We start from the raw sequence: 12,911 nt of genomic DNA, 5'->3' as shown, positions 1-12,911 counted from the left end.
ACCGAGCTGGGCACGCCCCAAACGGTGGCCGTGGCATAACTACGTCTGGGGTTTGGGGAGACTCAGTCTCAAACCGATTTATGCAACAAAGCCCCAAGCATCGGGAAACTCATTTTTGCATGCTTGCACATAAATTGGAAACTTAGCTTCAGCAGCATTCCTAGTCGCCTCCACTTCAGCCTCAATCCTCTTTTGCTCAGCAATTGAGATGCCGCCATTGTAGTTAGCAGCACATCCCAATAGAGCGGTTATAGCAGCCAAAACTATTGCAACCTTCTTCATATCCCCTCACAAATCAAAGTTTCCTGCCATTCCAGACCCATACCACTCGTCCTAGTACATCAATCTCGTTATCGCCGTTTAGCTCCTGAACAAGAGGGACGTTCTTGTTGTCACTGGATACCACTCTTGTGCCGTCAAAGCGCTCGCTTACGCGCTTTATGAACAGCCTCTTGCTAGTTCCAAGCACATAGACACCATCAGCCATAGAAGGGTCTCTACGCCCAGTGTCGACCAGCAATATATCCCCGTCTTCGAAGGTGGGTGACATCGAGTCACCATAGGCATGAATAAAGCGCAAAGCATCAAACGAGGTTGGCCTAATGCGCTTGTCGAGCCACTCTGGCGAGATGGGAAGGGCTCCCATGATCACATCATCATGCTCAATATCAGTGCCTGGGCCCATGCTGGCGGAGTTGGCCAGCAGTGGTATGTGAATGACTGCTTCCCCTGGCAGAGGTGCTGGCGAAAGAGACGGAACTGATATTGCATTCACGCCAGAAGAGGCCTCGGGAGAAAGCATTGATCCTTGCCCAGTAGCAAGCCATTGCTGGTTTACTCCCAAAGCGCGAGCCGCACTCAGAAGATTCTCTCCTCGCAGAAACTTCGACTTTCCACTCAGCCAACCACTGACGCTAGGGGGCTTCACCCCGCAGCGTCGCGCCAACTCGGCTTGAGTGAGGTTGGCGTGGGCCATGGCGGCTAGAAGTCGATCAGCAAGAGTCATTAGGAAATCCTAACTGTTTGATTGTAAGGAGTGGCTATTGACAAATAATTAGCAAGTCCTAATAATGAGGCCATGATCAACATGACTGCCGCTCATTTCATTGACTCGCTTGGAGGCACGGGGGCTGTTGCCAACATTCTTGGCATCAAAGCTCCATCAGTTTCTGCATGGCGCGATGGGCGCAGCGTGCTTCGCATCCCCGATGACAAACTGATCCGATTGGCTCCACTGGCAGAGATAAGAGGAGTCGCAACAAGGAAGGACCTCCGCCCCAACGACTGGCAGCTGATCTGGCCCGAGCTCACCCCCAAGCGCAAGGAGGTGGCCCATGGTTGAGCCAACACCACACATAGCTGAAACAGGCGACCGCATCTCGCAGGCCTTCCTGAGATGGGATGAGGCTGGCATCCCTAAGCGCCGTAGCGAGCAATCAACACCTTCTTCACTGCTTGCAAGCGATCGGAAAAGCCCGAATGAGCAGCGCCATCGAGTATCCGATCTGCCTTTTCCTGTTGATCGTCGAGGTTCGCCATGACTTCTTTGGCTAGACGGCCTGTGTCGGAGAGCACTGCAAGCAAAAGTGATTCCAGTACGGCTTCGTTCGCCAGCATTCGGCCCGAAAGAGTATCCCAAGAATTTTGACTGTCGCTCATGTCTGCCCCTTCTGGTTTGGTTAGTTAGCAAAGCCAGTGTAGCCAGAAGGCGGCAGGCACCCAGTTTTATCAATCGGTGTTTTTTAAGAGAAAGGAAGAACACACCATGTATGCGAACCCCGTCCACATTCGTAGTGAACGATTCAATTTGTCGCTCACCCCTGCAGAGCGTCGTCTGGTTGAGGCGGTGGCCGAGTTGAACGGCACCCAGCCATCCGTTCTCATGCGAGAGCTGGCTATCGAGGGTTTGAAGCTTTTGCATGGTTCCAAGTCTGCCGTGGTGAGCGAAGAAAAGCGACACGCACATGCGTAACCCACCAGGAACTCCCCAGTGCAACCAACCCATGACACCACATTTGCAGGCAATGAACTATCCGCACTAGAAGCAGAAGCAGCCGCCCAAGGGGTGACTGTCAGCGAACTAGTGAGTCGTCTCGTCTCGTCAGAGATCCAGCGCAGGTATGTCATCCCTCGACTGTCTGCTGCTCCCGTAGTGCCTTTCCCAAAGAGGCGCACCCTCCCAAACACTTTCGCGTAACGGATTTGTGATGAATGCCTTCACCAAGCGTAACGAATCAATCGCTACCCACTTTAAACCACCTCGAATCCTCAAGTCAGTAGACCGCAACCCTCGATACCACGGCTACTACATCGAAAGCGGGGCTAAGGCCCAGGAATCAACCCTCAAGACCCAACGCATCAGAAAGGTGAGCATCTAAATGAACTTCCTCAAGAACATCTGGCAAGCACTGTTTGGCAAGAAGCCTGTAGCACCTGTTCCAGCTCCTGTAGTCAAGCAGCGCACTAAAGCCAACCTGTCTGACTTCGTGATCGTGAATCTGCGTGTTATGGGCCGCGCTTCTGCCGCTCAGTTGGCGGACTACATGGCTGCCAATCGTCGCTCCGTAGCGAATGTGTTGGGCGAGTTGAAGGCAGAGGGCAAGGTTAAGCCAGTAGGCAAGACCGGCCAGTCCGGCAACGAAATTGTGTGGGAACTGGCATGACTGCCGACACAAAAGAGAAAACCCGCATCGGCGGCAACCGTGCGGGCTTCATTGTTAAACGACATATCGATCAACTCGTGGATCGGATTCTAAAGGAAGCCTTTGCGAACCGCAAGAGGGCTCTATAACCATGGCACGTTCACGCAACATCAAACCCGGCTTCTTTGTTAACGAGGACCTTGTGGAACTCGGCTTTGCTACGCGCCTGCTCTTTGCTGGTCTGTGGACATTGGCTGATCGTGAAGGGCGTCTAGAAGATCGTCCAAAGAAGATAAAGATCGGAGTTTTCCCGGCTGACGACGTAAATGTTGACGAGATGCTCCAGGAGCTGCACGACGCAAAGTTCATCCTGCGCTACGAGGTGAACGGTGAAAAGTACGTGCAAATCTCTAACTGGAGCAAGCATCAGAACCCTCATCACACTGAGAAAGCCTCTGATATTCCAGATGCGAACGGTGCTTTAACGGTTAAACAACCGGCTAAGAACCAGAAGCCACAGGAGTCAGACGGTGGAAATCTTGCTGATTCCGGATTCCTGATTCCTGATTCACTGATTCCTGATTCCTTGAAAGATGACAGCGCTGCCGCCATCCCCGCAAAGGCTCGAAAGCCTTCGCGCTCTTCATCGTCTCCCGTCAAGCCTGATGGTGTTGACGAACGTGTGTGGCAAGACTTCCACGCCATCCGCAAAGCCAAGCGTGCACCGTTGACGGACACGGCATTGGACGGCATTCGCCGAGAAGCGGACAAAGCCGGGCTCAGCCTTGGTGAAGCCATTGCCTACTGCTGTGAAGCTGGATGGCAAGGATTCAACGCAGGGTGGTACGCGGACCGCACCAAGGGGGGTGTGGTTGGCGGTCGATTTTTGCCCAACAAGCAGGAGGTCTTGGAGGCCCGCAACCGCGCTGTTGGCGACGCATGGGCTGCTGAGATGCGCGCAAAGATGAAAGGGGTGCCAGCATGAATATCAACCAGATGGACGACTTCCGCACCTTGCTGACGGACGTGATGGCGTACTACGGCAAAGACTGCAGCAGCTTCACCCTCACCGTCTGGTGGGGCGCATGCCAGAACTTCGATTTTGAGCAGGTTTCCAAGGCGCTGCAGCGTCACGCAACCGACCCTGAGCGTGGTCAGTTTGCTCCAAAGGTGGCTGACATCGTCCGGGTCCTGCAGGGGACCAGCACAGACCGCGCAGCAATTGCCTGGGGCAAGGTGCATGGGGCGATGTCTTCGGTAGGCGCATACACCGATGTTGTGTTCGACGACCCAGCAATCCATGCAGTCATCGAGGACCTGGGCGGCTGGCCAAAGATTTGCCGAATGGAGATTGCCGAGCTGTCATACCTGCAGCACCGGTTTCAAGAAGCGCATCGGGCGTACACCGAGCGCGGTCAGTTCGAATACATGCGCCGCCTGCCCGGCGACCGCTCGCCAGACCACGAATTCACGAGTCGGGGAATCCCGTTGCCACGTCCCGCATTGGTTGGGGTCAAGGAGAAGGCCATTGAGGTGCTCCAGAACGGCAACGCTGGCGGCAAGACTCGAATTTCCCTTTTGCCTGTAGAGGCTATGCGCCTTCTGGCCAACACATCACCACAACAACAGATTGCCTAAGGAGTGGAAATGATTCAGAAGCACCAAATCTACACGCTCCCAAGTGGGGCAATTGTTCAAGTTGGGCGCCTTGTGCCTGGAACAGCCGATGACTGGAACTGTGTTTTCAAGCACAAGGAGAAGGCGGGATACATGGTCTGCTTTGCTGGAGAGTTCATCCGCAAGTATGGAAAGGCAATGGCATGAATGAGCTGTACCCAATGCCAAGAAATTTCAAAACACCAAGCCGACCCGGCGAAGAGATCCATGTTCAACCCAGCGTGCCTGTGGTGTGGAGCAAGAGCAATCCAGTACACGCAACGGGTTCTGCTGATCGGTCGAGATGCCAAGGTTCAGCGGTGCCGGGAGATTCTGGCCCGGTGGCTGGAGTTGGGGCACTCGGAGGCAGAAATCAGGCGGCTGGCAAAGCAGGGTGCGTGGGCTGCGGAGCCTGCAAACAGGAAGGGGTGAGGGGATGACAGCATTCCAAATGTCGATGTTGTGTTTGGCGGTATCGCTCTTCTTGCAGATCCGCAATCTCACAGTTTTCTTGATGCTGGAAAGCTTTCTATTTCGCAGCCGGGAGGAGCTCGACATGCTTGATCGACTCCCGCACCAGATGTCGATTGTGTTTAACCCGATCCACTGGCACCGCTGGACAAAGGTGCAGTGGGTTGCATACGCAAACCGAGTAACTAAGAAGTAGGGGGATGTGATGGGAATTCTTCAACAAGGTGAGGTTGTGCAAGTTGCTGAGGCTTGGCCAGATGCTAACGAATACACAGGTGGCAGCGTGAGCTACTACAAGGTTGACGTGGAGAACCCAACCTCCGGCGGGTGTGCATACGCAGCTGAATGCAACGACATCATCGAAGCGCTTGGTATGAACTACGCCGAGGGAAATGCATTCAAGGCCTTGTGGCGCCGAGCGGCTGCTCGTATGGGCAAGGCGAAGGCTGGCTACAAAGACGGCCTGTATGACGCCGAGAAGGTTGTCTTCTTTGGTCAGCGACTGGTGGCGCAGGAGGGCGGCAAGGCGGAGTTGCTCAGGCTGCCTGTAATCGACATGGGAGGCGAGGTATGAGCATCCAGAAGCCTATGCGAAATGCATTTCTACAAGAGGCGTCTGAACGCCTGGCCCAGTCGATTCGTTTGGCTTGCGAGGAATTCATGAGCGAAACCAACTGCAATATTGAAATCCTGGCTAGTCGTGAATTCGAACAACAGAGTGAGATGGTTTTCATTTCCACTGGTGTTCGCATCCAGATCAAGCCTTTGGAGCTAAAGCTATGACTGAGCGCATCAGCCTCTCCCTGTGGTAGCCCATCCAAGCCCACAAGGCCCTCATGCACGCATGGGGCTTCGTCAAGCCTTGGATTCTGTCCGGCCACCGCCTCACCCTGGAGATCCGGCCAGAGAAGCGCAGCGATGCGCAGAACCGCCGTCTGTGGGCAATGCTGCGCGACATCAGCCAGCAAGTGGACTGGTACGGACAGAAGCTGACAGACGAGGAATGGAAAGACGTTTTCACCGCATCCCTCAAGAAACAGAAGGCCGTTCCTGGTCTTGATGGAGGATTCGTGATCTGCGGCCAGCGCACCTCAAAGATGACAAAGGCCGAGATGGCAGAGCTGCAGACCCTGATGGAAGCCTTTGGCGCAGAGCGGGGTGTCAATTTCAAAGCAATGGAGGGTTGGGATGACTGATGAAATCAAGATGGCTCAAGAGATCAAGCGGATCACTGAGAACATGAAGAAGCCTGCTTTTATTGATCTGATCAACATCATGGCCAACGAGAAATTCGCCAAGTTCAAGGCATACCAACGCGCCGGGTTCGACGCCAGGCAGGCGTTGGAGCTGGTGATTCGGGAGGTTCGGTCTTGACATTCAGCCGCACCCGCTGCGCCCATTGCCGCCAAAAGTTTGAGTCTAAGCGCCCTGGTCAGATCGTCCACGAGGAATGCGCCGCTGACTATGTGATCGCCCAGAGAGAGAAAGAAGAGCGCAAGGCAGAGAAGCAGGCTCGAATGGCCGCAAGGGTGGAGAGGGCGGAGACGAGGCGCCGCAAGGGAGCGTTGAAGACTCGCAACGAGGTACTGGCGGAGGCGAAGGTAGCAATCCAAGCCTTCCGCCGTCTAGAAGAGTTGGTTAAGGGGCGGGGCTGCATTAGCTGCAAGCGTTCTCGTGAAGAAGTGGAGTCCGGCCCATGGCGTCCTGGAGGCTACTGGGATGGAGGCCACTTCAAGAGCAAGGGAGCATATCCAGAACTAGCTCTTGAGCCTCTGAATATCTGGCTCCAGTGCAAGTCGTGCAATGCCGGGTCAGGGAAGTACGCCCGCAAGGGCTACACCGTGGCTGCGAACTTTGAGGCGAACCTGGCAGAGATTGAGGGGCAGGAACTTGTTGACTGGCTCAACGGGCCGCATGACCAGAAGCATTACGACATGGACCAATTGATTGCCATTCGCAACGAGTACAGAGCAAAGACAAACCGATTGAAGAAAGAGAGAGCCTGATGCGTCGTGATGCAAACCTTGATGTTCCAGTGGAGTTGCGCCAGGCCGAGGAACTGTTGGAGAAGTACGGGCGTTGGGCGCAAGACCGATACCGCAAGCAGCGGTGTGCGAGTGCAGAGGGAAAGTACCAGCCGCCTCCGAACATGCGTAATCGGGATGATGAACCCATGATCCCATTCATTCCAGATTGGAGTGCTATGCAGGTCCAGCGCGCGCTACAGGTGGTGCCAGAGCAATTCAGGCGCGTACTGTTCGCCATCTACATCCCACAGAAGGAGCACCCTAATGCTGCACGCAGACGAATGGGGGCCTCAAACAGAAGCTGGGAGGAGCGCCGGATTCTTGGACTTCGGTCATTTTGGCGAATCTACTCAGTCAGGTACTTGCGCAACTTGACAAAGGATGGCATAATCGCGACCAATTACCGCGACACTGAGTCGTGCGCCCCGGTTGCCTGATGGTAGCCGGAGGCGTCCCCAGGTAAAGCAAGGCCCGCTAGGTTCATCCCTGGCGGGCTTTTCGTTTTAGCCGTCACCAGATGCTCTACCGCCCCAGCAATCGAGCGCCAGTATGGGGAGCAGCTGCGTGACGGCTTCTGACTTCTGGGCCTGTCGTTCAACGGATAGGACTCCCGGCTTCGAACCGGGCGATGAGGGTTCAATTCCTTCTGGGCCCACCAATACCACCCCTGGGCCTCTGACTCAGGCAGCTAGGCTCCATGTGGGGCCTTTGCTTTTTCCAGCTGCAGCAAGCGCGGCCCACTCCAGAGTGGTTTGATGGAGTGGCATCTCCTTCCCCAAGCTCACGGGGTGCTTGCAGAGCGAACAGCATCCCCACGCATGTGCGAGTCTGATGGGGAACTTCACATATTCACCAGGAGCGAAACATGAACACAACATTTAAGTACACCGTTGACCAGCGAGTGACAACGCCGTTTGGTCGCGTTGGAATCGTGTCTACGGCGGCAGTGGGCCGAGCAGGCAATCACTACTACGTCGAAACAGAACTCGGTGGGTCATGGTTCTATGAAGACCAGATCACTGGCGTGATTGACGTTTAGGAATACCAAGGCCAGCCAAGTGCTGGCTTTTCTTTTGGAGAGAGCCATGAAAGCGCACCAGCCCCCATACAACCCAATGCAGGCGCTGATCAAGGCGATTTTCGAAGTGCGCCCGCCAGTGCTGAGGGGCATAAAGATTGATACCGAACCGCATGGGCATGAGGTTGTGCGACTGGAGGTGTCACTGACGCCCGAGCTGATTCAGGCGTGGGGCGAGCACTGCAAGGAGATCAAATGAGCCTAAGACGAAAGATAGCCCTGTGGCTGTGCCCTGAGTTGGGTAATGCGCGATTTGTCTACCGCTCATCGGCTTACGAATGGGCATTCGACAAGTCTGCGCCTCTTGTGGTGCTTCATGGCTATCAGCCAGTAAGGCCCAAAGGGTTATCACCCGATTGGCGGCCATGTCCGCCGCCTTGTGACCCGTGATCCGACTACCAGTTACCGCAGGGCAGGCTCTCCGCACACGCGACCTACACACTTGGAGCCTAGCCCCTGCGACCCATTCGGGTATTGACGCCAGCGAAGGAGAGTAAATGCACAATCGCTGGAATATGATTGAATCAGTTGTCCAACCAGGGTTGCATAGCAAGCGCGCGATCGAGCGCGCCGGTAAGGCGATGGCAGAGTGCCGGGCCACTGAAGAGGATGAAAAAATAGTTCAGTATTGGCGCGATTGTCATGCATACGTATTGAACACGTTTCAGGGCACATTGCGGCGCTGGATCCGCGACAACCCATACGTTCTTGTTCAGCGGCTAAAGCGACTGAACACAGTTCGGGACAAGTTGCAAACCGGGCGTTCGCAGGATGTGTCGTCGATGCATGATCTTGCTGGTTGTCGGATCATCTTCCCAAGCATCGATGATTTGCGGAAGTACAGGGACGAGTTTCACGCCAAGACCCGCGCAAAGCACGAATATGTGAGCAGCGGCAAGTATGACTACCTAACGAATCCAAAGGCTACAGGCTATCGCGGGATGCACGACGTATTTAGATACCGCGTTGATGGACCCCCTGGAGATGTCTGGAATGGATTGCGTGTAGAGATTCAATATCGCACTCAGGCTCAACATGCATGGGCTACAGCTGTTGAGATTTCAGACTTGATTGACCATGCTCGGGTTAAGTTTGACCAGGGGGCAAATAACGAGCGTGAGCGTTTGTTCGTCTTGGCCAGTGAGTACATTGCTCGCGAGGCAGAGGGTATGAGGGGGTATCTGCCAGATATTTCGGATGGGGTGCTATTGTCCGAACTTCGCTCGCTTGAATCTCAGCTTGGCGTTTTTTCGCGTCTACGAGCTGTCAGTTCTAGCCAGATAGATATCCCCAACTCCAAGAACCTAGTTCTAGTATTTAGTGATCAATTAGAAATTGAGGGATTCAGGTCAGCTCGCCAGGCGATGGAGGAGCGAAACCACTATGAATTGTTCGCGCCAGATGTCGATGTTGTTTACATCCGCGCTGAAAAGCCTTCTGAGGTTGCCAATGCATTCAGAAATTATTTCCGCGATGCAAGAGCATTCATTTCGTTGCTCCCTCAGTGATCGTCCTATCTAAGTTCTTCTCGTTGCAGAGATGACGCCCGCCTCGTGCGGGTTTTTTATTTGTGGCGCAGCTCGGCATGGTTCGGGCTGCGAGTCGATACAAGGAAAGACATGACAACCAAGACTATGACCGCAGGCATTGCGGCTTCTGCAGTGCTGGGCGGCTTTGCCGCGCTGCTACTGAGCTTTATCTGGGTTGCCGCATGGTCCGGCTTCACCCTGTCCGTGCTGTGGGGCTGGTTTGTGGTGCCAATGTTCGGCCTGCCTGCGCTGTCTGTGGCCCAGGCATATGGAATCGCGCTCGTGGTCCGTGCCGCCAAGGGGCTGGATACAAGGACTGAGAAGAGCCCGGATAGCTTCGGCGCCGCTCTGGGCAAGGCATGTGTGCTTGCGCCAATTGCGTGTGGACTGTTACTGCTACTCGGCTGGGTTGCGAAGGCCTGGGCATGAGCCTGGATAAAACCATCGCCCACGGCAAAGAGCACCGCAGAGGGTGCACCGAGACGAGGCGCATCACCGGGCGACGACTGCAGCGTATCCGAGAGCGGTACTTCGATAGTCATCCCTTGTGCGTCGAGTGCGAGAAGGCTGGAAGGGTCAGGCTCGCTACTGAGTTGGATCACATTGTTGCTTTGGTAAATGGCGGCTTGGACTTCGATCAGGACAAAGGGAAGAATCGGCAAGGGCTGTGCTTTGACTGCCATGAGGACAAGACGCGCTCAGACCTTGGTCAGCGAGTGAAGAAGCGGGTTGGCGCTGATGGGTGGCCTGAGTCCTGATCGTGGCACTACGGGGTTGTAGTCGGGCGAGATAGGTATTGGCAATAGGGGAGGGGGGGGTAGTCGCAAGTTTCCAGGCTCACCAACGGAAACCGACCGGTTCGCTCCGTATTCCTAAACGTCCAGAAAAAAGGTAATTTATATGGCGCAACGAGGCCGAAAGTCTGCTGCACAGATCGCAGTAGCGGCCCAGGTTGGGCCTATCACTCATGAAAACAGGCTGATTCCATCGGCTCATCTGAGCGATGCTGAGCAGGTTGTCTGGGCGAGGCTGGTAAATGATCACCCAGCATCGGCATTTACTGAGACACACCGGGACATGTTGGAGTTGTACTGCCAGCACATCATCCAGGCGCAGGTGCTGACAGATGAGATCCAGGCGTTTGACCGTGCGTGGCTTGCTGATGATGATGGATTGAAGCGATATGACCGCATGTTAACCATGCGCGAGCGTGAAGTTCGCTCGGCTTCGTCTCTGGCAACTCGACTACGGATTACGCGCCAAGCAACTACAGACCCGAAAACGGTGGGCCGAGCCAACTCCAGTGTGGGGCGTTCCCGCAAGCCGTGGGAAATGACGATCGATGGCTAGGAAGAGAGAAACGCGCGGGGAGCGCAATATCCGCTGGATTGAAGCCAACTGTCGAATTCCAGACGGGAAGCATGTTGGCAAGCCGGTGCGCCTGACGGATGCGCAGAAGGGCTGGATCAAGCAGATATACGACACGCCGACGCGCACATTCATTCTGTCGATGGCGCGGAAGAACGCCAAGACAGCGACCAGTGCTTTTCTGCTGCTGTTACATCTCTGTGGCCCTGAGGCTAGACCTAACAGCCAACTCTACAGCGCTGCACAATCGCGGGATCAGGCGGCAATTCTGTTCGGCTATGCGTCCAAGGTTGTGCGCATGTCGCCCGATCTCAGCGAGTATGTGGTTGTAAAGCAATCGGCCAAGAGCTTGGAGTGCGCTGAGTTGGGGACTGTCTACCGAGCGCTTTCGGCTGATGCCTCAACAGCATATGGACTAAGCCCGGTTTTCTCGGTGCATGACGAGCTTGGGCAGGTTAAAGGGCCACGATCAGAGTTGTATGAGGCCATTGAAACTGCCTCCGCAGCCCATGAGCAGCCACTGTCCATCATTATCAGCACGCAGTCACCGACTGATGCAGACCTGCTAAGTGTCTTGATTGACGATGCCTTGACTGGTGCCGATCCCCGTGTGAAGGTGGCGTTGCACACAGCGCCGCTGGAGATGGACCCCTTTTCCGATGAGGCAATTCGACTGGCCAATCCGCATTTCGATGTGTTTATGAACCAGGAGGAAGTGCGGAAACAGGCATCTGATGCAAAGCGCCTGCCCAGCATGGAGGCTGGTTACCGTAATTTGATACTAAATCAGCGGGTTGAAGCCAAAACTCCATTTGTGACGCGCGCGGTATGGCAGGAGAGCGGGGAAGAGCCGAATGACATGGACGGAAAGGCCGTCTATGGCGGCCTTGACCTCTCATCGGTCAACGATTTGACGGCACTGGTTTTGACCTCTGCTGACGGCGACGTAGTTCCGACATTTTGGCTTCCAGGAGAGAACATTGCGGCGAAGTCTCGGGCTGACCGAGTGCCGTACGACCTCTGGGCGCAGCAAGGATTCTTAAAGCTGACGCCTGGGCGTGCGGTTGAATATGAGTTCGTGGCACACGAGCTGCGGAGAGTGTTTGACACTTACGACATTCGGGCGCTTGCTTTCGACCGATGGGGTATGCGCCATCTGCGTCCCTGGCTTGTCAAGGAGGGATTCACCGATGATGAATTGGCGCGCTTCATCGACTTCGGTCAAGGCTTTGTCTCCATGTCTCCGGCAATCCGAGGCTTGGAAGAGCGTTTGCTAGCCAAGAAACTCAGGCACGGAAATCACCCTGTGCTATCTATGTGTGCAGCCAATGCCATTGTGGTCAAAGATCCTGCAGAGAACCGCAAGTTCACAAAGTCGAAGGCGAGTGGCCGTATCGACGGCATGCAGGCGCTGGCTATGTCCATCGGGGTCATACCTCACGAGGTTGACTCTCACAAAAAGTACCAGGTGATGGTCTTCTAACCACTCATTACCACAAAACAACCGACCCGCTATATGCGGGTCATTTCATTTGGAGCGGCAATGAACCGAGCCTATTCCACTCTTGAAATCAAATCCGCCGAAGAGGGCGGAAAACGCACTTTCACTGGCATCGCCTCAACTGTCACTCCGGATCGGAGTGGCGACATCGTGGAGCCCAAGGGGGCGCAATTCAAGCTGCCGATTCCCTTGCTTTGGCAACATGATCACAGCGACCCGATTGGCTGGATCACTTCGGCCAAGGTCACTGAAAAAGGGATCGAAGTCAACGGCGAGGTGGCCGATGTCGAAGAAGCGGGTCCGTTGAAAGATCGACTGGCAATGGCCTGGCAAATGCTCAAGTCTGGGTTGGTGCGGGGCCTGTCCATCGGCTTCAACGTCATTGAATACCGGCGAATTGATACCGATGCAAGGGGGCTGCATTTCTCCAAATGGGAGTGGTTGGAGCTTTCTGCCGTAACAGTCCCCGCAAACCAAGAAGCATCAATCACTGCAATCAAATCGGCAGATGCCGCAATCCTGGCCTCGTCTGGCAAGAAGGAGAAGCGTGGATTTGTCGTCATTCCTCCCGGCGTCTCGGGAAATCCTGCCCTCAAGAAGGGCGTTGTCTATTTCAACCGTTAACCCGAGAGGTTTTAC

The 12,911-nt window shown here is 55.0% G+C and carries 24 protein-coding genes and 1 tRNA gene; 22 read left to right on the top strand and 3 right to left on the bottom strand.

The window, feature by feature from the left end; genetic code table 11:
• Nucleotides 1–78: 78 nt before the first annotated feature.
• Both HNP33_RS18380 and HNP33_RS18375 read right to left on the bottom strand, forming a co-directional pair.
• Entirely contained in the window at nucleotides 79–282 is a 204-nt protein-coding gene (locus tag HNP33_RS18380; RefSeq protein WP_184711055.1) for a hypothetical protein, read from the bottom strand.
• Between the two features lie 13 nt (nucleotides 283–295).
• On the bottom strand, nucleotides 296–1,006 hold the full coding sequence (locus tag HNP33_RS18375; RefSeq protein WP_267906729.1) for an XRE family transcriptional regulator: 711 nt from the start codon (nucleotides 1,004–1,006) through the stop codon (nucleotides 296–298).
• 72 nt (nucleotides 1,007–1,078) lie between these two features.
• Here HNP33_RS18375 and HNP33_RS18370 point away from each other — a divergent pair, with 72 nt between their 5' ends.
• Nucleotides 1,079–1,342, top strand: coding sequence for a YdaS family helix-turn-helix protein (locus tag HNP33_RS18370; RefSeq protein ID WP_221452129.1), 264 nt, complete (start codon nucleotides 1,079–1,081; stop codon nucleotides 1,340–1,342).
• A 74-nt stretch (nucleotides 1,343–1,416) separates the two neighbouring features.
• Here the strand turns inward: HNP33_RS18370 and HNP33_RS18365 are convergent, their stop codons facing one another.
• Complete coding sequence (locus HNP33_RS18365) at nucleotides 1,417–1,659, bottom strand: hypothetical protein (protein ID WP_184711059.1); 243 nt, start codon at nucleotides 1,657–1,659, stop codon at nucleotides 1,417–1,419.
• Nucleotides 1,660–1,765: 106 nt separating this feature from the next.
• Between HNP33_RS18365 and HNP33_RS18360 the strand changes: the two genes are divergently transcribed.
• From HNP33_RS18360 to HNP33_RS18265, 21 genes are all read left to right on the top strand, one after another.
• Nucleotides 1,766–1,972 carry a hypothetical protein gene (locus HNP33_RS18360; protein ID WP_184711156.1) on the top strand — a complete coding sequence of 69 codons (207 nt, stop codon included), beginning with the start codon at nucleotides 1,766–1,768 and terminating at the stop codon, nucleotides 1,970–1,972.
• A gap of 406 nt (nucleotides 1,973–2,378) precedes the next feature.
• Nucleotides 2,379–2,663 carry a hypothetical protein gene (locus HNP33_RS18355; RefSeq protein WP_184711060.1) on the top strand — a complete coding sequence of 95 codons (285 nt, stop codon included), beginning with the start codon at nucleotides 2,379–2,381 and terminating at the stop codon, nucleotides 2,661–2,663.
• Nucleotides 2,660–2,791: a hypothetical protein gene (locus HNP33_RS21230; RefSeq protein ID WP_267906728.1), complete on the top strand. Its 132-nt coding sequence runs from the start codon at nucleotides 2,660–2,662 to the stop codon at nucleotides 2,789–2,791. The genes HNP33_RS18355 and HNP33_RS21230 overlap by 4 nt, the downstream gene beginning before the upstream one ends.
• A 2-nt stretch (nucleotides 2,792–2,793) precedes the next feature.
• Nucleotides 2,794–3,627, top strand: a complete 834-nt coding sequence (locus HNP33_RS18350) for a hypothetical protein (RefSeq protein WP_184711062.1) — start codon at nucleotides 2,794–2,796, stop codon at nucleotides 3,625–3,627.
• Nucleotides 3,624–4,280, top strand: coding sequence for a DUF6475 domain-containing protein (locus tag HNP33_RS18345; RefSeq protein ID WP_184711064.1), 657 nt, complete (start codon nucleotides 3,624–3,626; stop codon nucleotides 4,278–4,280). The genes HNP33_RS18350 and HNP33_RS18345 overlap by 4 nt, the downstream gene beginning before the upstream one ends.
• 9 nt (nucleotides 4,281–4,289) lie before the next feature.
• Entirely contained in the window at nucleotides 4,290–4,466 is a 177-nt protein-coding gene (locus HNP33_RS18340) for a hypothetical protein (RefSeq protein WP_184711066.1), read from the top strand.
• A gap of 268 nt (nucleotides 4,467–4,734) precedes the next feature.
• The gene (locus tag HNP33_RS18335) at nucleotides 4,735–4,965 is read left to right on the top strand and encodes a hypothetical protein (RefSeq protein ID WP_184711068.1); all 231 of its coding nucleotides are present in this window, start codon (nucleotides 4,735–4,737) and stop codon (nucleotides 4,963–4,965) included.
• Between the two features lie 9 nt (nucleotides 4,966–4,974).
• Nucleotides 4,975–5,343: a hypothetical protein gene (locus HNP33_RS18330; RefSeq protein ID WP_184711070.1), complete on the top strand. Its 369-nt coding sequence runs from the start codon at nucleotides 4,975–4,977 to the stop codon at nucleotides 5,341–5,343.
• Nucleotides 5,340–5,552 (top strand): hypothetical protein, encoded by a 213-nt coding sequence (locus HNP33_RS18325; RefSeq protein ID WP_184711072.1) that lies wholly within the window; start codon nucleotides 5,340–5,342, stop codon nucleotides 5,550–5,552. Before HNP33_RS18330 ends, HNP33_RS18325 begins: the two co-directional genes overlap by 4 nt.
• Before the next feature lie 53 nt (nucleotides 5,553–5,605).
• The gene (locus HNP33_RS18320) at nucleotides 5,606–5,965 is read left to right on the top strand and encodes a recombination protein NinB (protein ID WP_184711074.1); all 360 of its coding nucleotides are present in this window, start codon (nucleotides 5,606–5,608) and stop codon (nucleotides 5,963–5,965) included.
• A complete protein-coding gene (locus HNP33_RS18315) occupies nucleotides 5,958–6,143 on the top strand; it encodes a hypothetical protein (protein WP_184711076.1) in 186 nt (61 codons plus the stop codon). The genes HNP33_RS18320 and HNP33_RS18315 overlap by 8 nt, the downstream gene beginning before the upstream one ends.
• Entirely contained in the window at nucleotides 6,140–6,775 is a 636-nt protein-coding gene (locus tag HNP33_RS18310; protein ID WP_184711078.1) for a recombination protein NinG, read from the top strand. The genes HNP33_RS18315 and HNP33_RS18310 overlap by 4 nt, the downstream gene beginning before the upstream one ends.
• 604 nt (nucleotides 6,776–7,379) lie before the next feature.
• A tRNA-Arg gene (locus HNP33_RS18305) sits at nucleotides 7,380–7,454 on the top strand.
• Between the two features lie 207 nt (nucleotides 7,455–7,661).
• The gene (locus tag HNP33_RS18300) at nucleotides 7,662–7,835 is read left to right on the top strand and encodes a hypothetical protein (protein WP_184711080.1); all 174 of its coding nucleotides are present in this window, start codon (nucleotides 7,662–7,664) and stop codon (nucleotides 7,833–7,835) included.
• Nucleotides 7,836–7,881: 46 nt separating this feature from the next.
• Nucleotides 7,882–8,073, top strand: coding sequence for a hypothetical protein (locus tag HNP33_RS18295; protein WP_184711082.1), 192 nt, complete (start codon nucleotides 7,882–7,884; stop codon nucleotides 8,071–8,073).
• A 298-nt stretch (nucleotides 8,074–8,371) separates the two neighbouring features.
• Complete coding sequence (locus tag HNP33_RS18290; protein WP_184711084.1) at nucleotides 8,372–9,382, top strand: RelA/SpoT domain-containing protein; 1,011 nt, start codon at nucleotides 8,372–8,374, stop codon at nucleotides 9,380–9,382.
• A gap of 126 nt (nucleotides 9,383–9,508) precedes the next feature.
• A complete protein-coding gene (locus HNP33_RS18285; RefSeq protein WP_233464597.1) occupies nucleotides 9,509–9,832 on the top strand; it encodes a hypothetical protein in 324 nt (107 codons plus the stop codon).
• Entirely contained in the window at nucleotides 9,763–10,161 is a 399-nt protein-coding gene (locus HNP33_RS18280) for an HNH endonuclease (protein ID WP_325064956.1), read from the top strand. Before HNP33_RS18285 ends, HNP33_RS18280 begins: the two co-directional genes overlap by 70 nt.
• 142 nt (nucleotides 10,162–10,303) lie before the next feature.
• Nucleotides 10,304–10,753 carry a hypothetical protein gene (locus HNP33_RS18275; RefSeq protein ID WP_184711091.1) on the top strand — a complete coding sequence of 150 codons (450 nt, stop codon included), beginning with the start codon at nucleotides 10,304–10,306 and terminating at the stop codon, nucleotides 10,751–10,753.
• On the top strand, nucleotides 10,746–12,254 hold the full coding sequence (locus HNP33_RS18270; protein WP_184711093.1) for a terminase large subunit: 1,509 nt from the start codon (nucleotides 10,746–10,748) through the stop codon (nucleotides 12,252–12,254). Before HNP33_RS18275 ends, HNP33_RS18270 begins: the two co-directional genes overlap by 8 nt.
• A gap of 60 nt (nucleotides 12,255–12,314) precedes the next feature.
• Nucleotides 12,315–12,896 (top strand): HK97 family phage prohead protease, encoded by a 582-nt coding sequence (locus tag HNP33_RS18265; protein ID WP_184711095.1) that lies wholly within the window; start codon nucleotides 12,315–12,317, stop codon nucleotides 12,894–12,896.
• Nucleotides 12,897–12,911 lie beyond the last annotated feature (15 nt).

It is taken from the genome of Comamonas odontotermitis (genome assembly GCF_014207855.1).
GTDB lineage: Bacteria > Pseudomonadota > Gammaproteobacteria > Burkholderiales > Burkholderiaceae_C > Comamonas > Comamonas odontotermitis_A.
Note: the sequence above shows the minus strand (reverse complement) of the source record. Positions and strands in the feature narration are given on the sequence as shown.

What these genes read in the sequence shown, in the direction of transcription:
- HNP33_RS18380 (WP_184711055.1), bottom strand. Translation starts at nt 282, where the DNA reads ATGAAGAAGGTTGCAATAGTTTTGGCTGCTATAACCGCTCTATTGGGA.
- HNP33_RS18375 (WP_267906729.1), bottom strand. Translation starts at nt 1,006, where the DNA reads ATGACTCTTGCTGATCGACTTCTAGCCGCCATGGCCCACGCCAACCTC.
- HNP33_RS18370 (WP_221452129.1), top strand. Translation starts at nt 1,079, where the DNA reads ATGATCAACATGACTGCCGCTCATTTCATTGACTCGCTTGGAGGCACG.
- HNP33_RS18365 (WP_184711059.1), bottom strand. Translation starts at nt 1,659, where the DNA reads ATGAGCGACAGTCAAAATTCTTGGGATACTCTTTCGGGCCGAATGCTG.
- HNP33_RS18360 (WP_184711156.1), top strand. Translation starts at nt 1,766, where the DNA reads ATGTATGCGAACCCCGTCCACATTCGTAGTGAACGATTCAATTTGTCG.
- HNP33_RS18355 (WP_184711060.1), top strand. Translation starts at nt 2,379, where the DNA reads ATGAACTTCCTCAAGAACATCTGGCAAGCACTGTTTGGCAAGAAGCCT.
- HNP33_RS21230 (WP_267906728.1), top strand. Translation starts at nt 2,660, where the DNA reads ATGACTGCCGACACAAAAGAGAAAACCCGCATCGGCGGCAACCGTGCG.
- HNP33_RS18350 (WP_184711062.1), top strand. Translation starts at nt 2,794, where the DNA reads ATGGCACGTTCACGCAACATCAAACCCGGCTTCTTTGTTAACGAGGAC.
- HNP33_RS18345 (WP_184711064.1), top strand. Translation starts at nt 3,624, where the DNA reads ATGAATATCAACCAGATGGACGACTTCCGCACCTTGCTGACGGACGTG.
- HNP33_RS18340 (WP_184711066.1), top strand. Translation starts at nt 4,290, where the DNA reads ATGATTCAGAAGCACCAAATCTACACGCTCCCAAGTGGGGCAATTGTT.
- HNP33_RS18335 (WP_184711068.1), top strand. Translation starts at nt 4,735, where the DNA reads ATGACAGCATTCCAAATGTCGATGTTGTGTTTGGCGGTATCGCTCTTC.
- HNP33_RS18330 (WP_184711070.1), top strand. Translation starts at nt 4,975, where the DNA reads ATGGGAATTCTTCAACAAGGTGAGGTTGTGCAAGTTGCTGAGGCTTGG.
- HNP33_RS18325 (WP_184711072.1), top strand. Translation starts at nt 5,340, where the DNA reads ATGAGCATCCAGAAGCCTATGCGAAATGCATTTCTACAAGAGGCGTCT.
- HNP33_RS18320 (WP_184711074.1), top strand. Translation starts at nt 5,606, where the DNA reads ATGCACGCATGGGGCTTCGTCAAGCCTTGGATTCTGTCCGGCCACCGC.
- HNP33_RS18315 (WP_184711076.1), top strand. Translation starts at nt 5,958, where the DNA reads ATGACTGATGAAATCAAGATGGCTCAAGAGATCAAGCGGATCACTGAG.
- HNP33_RS18300 (WP_184711080.1), top strand. Translation starts at nt 7,662, where the DNA reads ATGAACACAACATTTAAGTACACCGTTGACCAGCGAGTGACAACGCCG.
- HNP33_RS18295 (WP_184711082.1), top strand. Translation starts at nt 7,882, where the DNA reads ATGAAAGCGCACCAGCCCCCATACAACCCAATGCAGGCGCTGATCAAG.
- HNP33_RS18290 (WP_184711084.1), top strand. Translation starts at nt 8,372, where the DNA reads ATGCACAATCGCTGGAATATGATTGAATCAGTTGTCCAACCAGGGTTG.
- HNP33_RS18285 (WP_233464597.1), top strand. Translation starts at nt 9,509, where the DNA reads ATGACCGCAGGCATTGCGGCTTCTGCAGTGCTGGGCGGCTTTGCCGCG.
- HNP33_RS18280 (WP_325064956.1), top strand. Translation starts at nt 9,763, where the DNA reads ATGTGTGCTTGCGCCAATTGCGTGTGGACTGTTACTGCTACTCGGCTG.
- HNP33_RS18275 (WP_184711091.1), top strand. Translation starts at nt 10,304, where the DNA reads ATGGCGCAACGAGGCCGAAAGTCTGCTGCACAGATCGCAGTAGCGGCC.
- HNP33_RS18270 (WP_184711093.1), top strand. Translation starts at nt 10,746, where the DNA reads ATGGCTAGGAAGAGAGAAACGCGCGGGGAGCGCAATATCCGCTGGATT.
- HNP33_RS18265 (WP_184711095.1), top strand. Translation starts at nt 12,315, where the DNA reads ATGAACCGAGCCTATTCCACTCTTGAAATCAAATCCGCCGAAGAGGGC.